We start from the raw sequence: 3,994 nt of genomic DNA, 5'->3' as shown, positions 1-3,994 counted from the left end.
AAGCCAACTTGTCGTCAAAATCGGTGTTGCAAAAACGGGAGTGACCATAGATTCGTTTTCTGAGACGACCCCTAGCGGTGCGTACAATGAAGCCTTTATGTTAAATAGGGGCTTTTGTTGTCCGGAAAAGGCTGAGCAAAAATACGATAAACAGTGTCATACCGGTAACCAGCATGACATAGCCGGCTGTTGGGTTATAAGTCAGACAGAAGGCTGTGCAGGCACTGGGGGCGTGTATGCGAAAAAGCCCGGCAAAACACAGACTGGCCGAGAGTCCGTAAAATAACGATCCTGCGATAACGGTCAGCATAATTCTAAACATTGTCCCTTTGTCCCTTTGACCCTAATCATCCTCATCTTTTTTCTAATATGCCCCTTAAAATCAGGATGTTGATTGTTTTGTATGCAAGAAATGGACTAAAGAAATTTGTTTGTGATCCCATTCTCGTTTCTGCATATGAACAAAAAAGCCCCGCACATGGGCGGGGCTGAATGCTGCGAGTCTGCGACGGTGACTTATCCCGGAAGCGTCCAGTCAGGTCGTTCAAAATGGCAGGTATAGCCGTCGGGATTATGCTGCAGGTAATCCTGATGCTCTGGCTCTGCAGACCAGAACTCACCGGCCTGCTCTACTTCTGTCACCACGACTCCGGGCCAGACTCCTGAATCATCTATTTCACGGATAAGCTGGTTTGCCTGCTGCTTTTGCTCCTCTGTGGTGAAAAAGATGGCTGAGCGGTAGCTTGAGCCGACGTCATTACCCTGACGAAGTATTGTTGTAGGGTTGTGAATACTAAAGAAATATTCCAGTAGTTTTCGGTAGCTCAGTTTATCCGGGGAATACACCACCTTCACCGCCTCCGCATGTCCTGGGTGGTGCTGGTATGTCGGGTTATCATTACGTCCGCCGGTATAGCCCACTTCGGTGCTGACCACGCCATTGAGTTTGCGGATCAGCTCCTGGACACCCCAGAAACAACCACCGGCAAGGATTGCCACATCAGTTTTCATGCTTATCTCCTTTCTCAAACAGGGGAAGAAATTCACCGTATCCTTCTGTTTCCAGAGCGCCTTTCGGGATAAAACGCAGTGAAGCCGAGTTAATGCAGTAACGTAATCCACCGGTATCCTGTGGCCCGTCAGGGAAGACGTGTCCCAGATGGCTGTCACCGTGACGGGAACGCACTTCAGTACGCACCATGCCATGACTGAGGTCGCTCAGGTTGTGGACGTTGTTTTCCACTGGTTTGCTGAATGCCGGCCAGCCACAGCCCGAATCAAATTTGTCCTTCGACGAGAACAGTGGCTCACCGGAGACGATATCCACGTACAGTCCGTCCTCAAAGTGGTCGTCATATTCTCCGGTAAACGGGCGCTCAGTGGCGCTTTTCTGGGTGACGCTGAACTGCAGTTCCGTCAGTGCCTGAATGGTCTGTGGGTCTTTTTTATACGGTTTGTTCATATCGCTCTCCTGACAAATCTCACTCACCGGGACGGGTCCTGCTCATGAATAAGATCCAGATAGTGTTTTTCAAAGTCCGGGTTGGCGGGGAGCGACTTATTTTCCAGGTAGCGCTCTAAAAAGTAGCGGGGAGTGATCCCCGCCCGAAAGGCGGCTTCCATGCCTCTCACCATGAACCCGGGAGTGGTGTCATATTTGCTGGCCAGAAATATCAGGCTGCTGCGTAATTCAGGGTCACCCCATGGCTGACAATGCGTCAGACGAGCGGGGTTTGTGCACGGCGCTGAGTTGCTTCGCCCTCCGGTTAATCAGTGTCCGTCGCAGGTCATGACGCAACAGCACCAGTCCAGCCCCAATCAGAAGAACATCCTTGATAATGAAGCTGTCAATGCGACCCAGCTGCGGCAGAAGGCTCAGGGTGACGATGCCGGTGCCTGCCACCATCAGGGCGCCTGCTGCACCCACTGCCGGCCGGAAAAATCCGGCAATCAGGGCCAGAAGGGTGATATTTTCCACCACGCCGAGTGCGTAGCTGAGCCCCTGAACGCCGAGAGCCGGATACAGCGCACCGAGCCAGGTGCCTGGCAGCAGGTGGTGAAGGGCATTGGCCTCGAAGGCAAACCATTTGTAGGTGCCAAACAGGGCGAAGATGAAAATCACTGACAGCCGCAGAACCATAATGTCCAGGCCTGACGTTTTACGAAGTAACCGGCGCAGTTGTGTCTCGACGTTATTTTTCATGGTGTGTGTCCTTTTATTTTCGTTTTGTGTTTATGCAAACAGCGTGGCGCGGGCATGAACGAAACGGGCCTGCTCAAGCTCAGAAATCAGATAAGCGGCAGCGCCATGTTCAAGGGCTTCGCGGATAACCTCCCGCTCCAGCTCATCCACGGAAGACACCCAGCCAACAGAGAGTGTACGGACCGGTACCAGAGCTGCTTTTTCTTCCTCAGTAAGATCGGATTTGATGATGACCGGTCCATGGGCTTTACGGGTGAAGACAGCGATAACGTCGTTGATAAGTGCTTTCATGATGATGCCCCCTGCATGTCTGTTTTATTGTGTTGTCGTGTTGTTAATATTTATTCTACCTACCAGTAGATAGATTGGCAAGGGGTAACTGGAAATTAAACGCAAGGAAAGTCTTAATGTCTTCTGAGGCCCCCGGAATACAGGCGTTGTCAGCGGTGATTTTTTTGAGTGCTGGCTGCCCCGGTTAAACCGGGGCAGCCACAGGCGTGGCTTTACGGGCGGGAGAGTAGCTGAATAAGCGCGCTCATGGTGCGGGAACAGGCATCATGAGGAGGGATCCGATTGAGCATCAGGGCCCCTTTAATGGCGCTGCCGATGATAATGGCCACGTCAGCCGGCTCAGCAGTAAAAGCCAGTTCACCGCTTTCACGACCCGAAACCAGCACACTGGTCAGGATGCGCAGGTCGGTTTGTGCCAGTCGTGAGGTGGCTTTCTGAAGAGGTTCTTCAAACAGGGCGCTGTCGGACAGCATGGCGTGAATGCCACACATCTGGCCGCTGTCGGCGCATTTGAGAAATGCGTCCATATAACCCTGCAGACGGGCTTTACCCGGTGGCAGCTGTAACAGGGCAGCTTCCAGTTTCAGCAGGCTGGCCTCCTTGTATTCACAATAGGCAAGCCCGAGGTCGGTTTTGGTCTGAAAATGGTAATGGATACTGGCCTTCCGTATTCCCAGACCGTCAGCGAGATCAGCATAGCTGAAGCCCTGGTAGCCGTTCTGCTGGATAAGGGTATCAGTCAGTTCAATCAGACTGTCATGGGTGGACATAATGTTCTCCTGGCACCTGCGGGTGCCTGTTATTCAGACACAACTGCGCCCGGAAACCAGAAGGGTTCCGGGCGCAGTTGCGAGGGTAACGGGTATTCAACGATACAGGACAGCGGTACCGGAAAGTTTATTCATACCGGTGGCACTGGTGATGCGGTAGTGTGTGGCCCCGGCATCAGCGGCTTTCATATCCAGTGAGGCCACCAGGTCATCCAGGGTGGTGAAGCCACCGGAAGAGACCACCCCAATTTTTTGCAGCGATGCTGCTTCGCTGCGGGAAACCATTTGCGGGCTGGCGGCATAGCTCAGTGCGCTGGCGGACAGGGCGATGATGGCAAGGGTGGTTTTGATGATGTTTTTCATGATGACGCTCCTGATGTTCTGTTGTGTGTTTTTGTTTGTGTGTCGTGTTGTTAAAATCAAATATACCAACCAGTAGATAGGTTGGCAAGTGTTAATTGGGGTCCGCTTGGAAAACGAATCTATGGTCACTCCCGTTTTTGCAACACCGATTTTGACGACAAGTTGGCTTGCTTGAATCTATCCGGCGTCTGAATGGGATTTTATTCCCGCGCCTCGATGAGTTCCGCGCCTGATGAACCTCCAGAAAATATACGGCTTCAGCGAGCCTTTCCGTTTTACAGGTTCCTCAACAGGCCGGTGGGCCGTTTGTATCATCAATATCAGTATTCGCAAAACCAGATGAATGATTGTTTAAACTGGTGTATTT

The 3,994-nt window shown here is 52.0% G+C and carries 8 protein-coding genes; 1 reads left to right on the top strand and 7 read right to left on the bottom strand.

Annotation, left to right across the window (positions count from 1 at the left end; genetic code table 11):
- Window positions 1–286: hypothetical protein (locus tag ACOTYN_RS25570; protein ID WP_205732207.1), on the top strand; the 286-nt coding region annotated here is incomplete at its 5' end.
- A gap of 230 nt (window positions 287–516) precedes the next feature.
- Here ACOTYN_RS25570 and msrA read toward each other — a convergent pair.
- The 7 genes from msrA to ACOTYN_RS25535 all read right to left on the bottom strand — a co-directional run bounded on the left by msrA (window position 517) and on the right by ACOTYN_RS25535 (window position 3,627).
- Window positions 517–1,011: a peptide-methionine (S)-S-oxide reductase MsrA gene (gene msrA, locus ACOTYN_RS25565; protein ID WP_021243016.1), complete on the bottom strand. Its 495-nt coding sequence runs from the start codon at window positions 1,009–1,011 to the stop codon at window positions 517–519.
- Window positions 1,001–1,462, bottom strand: a complete 462-nt coding sequence (gene msrB / locus ACOTYN_RS25560; RefSeq protein ID WP_021243015.1) for a peptide-methionine (R)-S-oxide reductase MsrB — start codon at window positions 1,460–1,462, stop codon at window positions 1,001–1,003. The genes msrA and msrB overlap by 11 nt, the downstream gene beginning before the upstream one ends.
- Window positions 1,463–1,485: 23 nt before the next feature.
- Entirely contained in the window at window positions 1,486–1,623 is a 138-nt protein-coding gene (locus ACOTYN_RS25555; RefSeq protein WP_021243014.1) for a hypothetical protein, read from the bottom strand.
- 73 nt (window positions 1,624–1,696) lie between these two features.
- On the bottom strand, window positions 1,697–2,203 hold the full coding sequence (locus tag ACOTYN_RS25550) for a DUF417 family protein (protein WP_001567380.1): 507 nt from the start codon (window positions 2,201–2,203) through the stop codon (window positions 1,697–1,699).
- A 30-nt stretch (window positions 2,204–2,233) separates the two neighbouring features.
- Entirely contained in the window at window positions 2,234–2,494 is a 261-nt protein-coding gene (locus ACOTYN_RS25545; RefSeq protein WP_001567381.1) for a DUF1471 domain-containing protein, read from the bottom strand.
- Window positions 2,495–2,706: 212 nt separating this feature from the next.
- Window positions 2,707–3,264, bottom strand: a complete 558-nt coding sequence (locus tag ACOTYN_RS25540) for a TetR/AcrR family transcriptional regulator (protein ID WP_001567382.1) — start codon at window positions 3,262–3,264, stop codon at window positions 2,707–2,709.
- Between the two features lie 96 nt (window positions 3,265–3,360).
- Complete coding sequence (locus tag ACOTYN_RS25535) at window positions 3,361–3,627, bottom strand: YdgH/BhsA/McbA-like domain containing protein (RefSeq protein ID WP_001567383.1); 267 nt, start codon at window positions 3,625–3,627, stop codon at window positions 3,361–3,363.
- Between the last annotated feature and the right edge of the window lie 367 nt (window positions 3,628–3,994).

The organism is Enterobacter cloacae complex sp. IR5458, from assembly GCF_049238025.1.
Taxonomy (GTDB): domain Bacteria; phylum Pseudomonadota; class Gammaproteobacteria; order Enterobacterales; family Enterobacteriaceae; genus Enterobacter; species Enterobacter kobei.
Note: the sequence above shows the minus strand (reverse complement) of the source record. Positions and strands in the feature narration are given on the sequence as shown.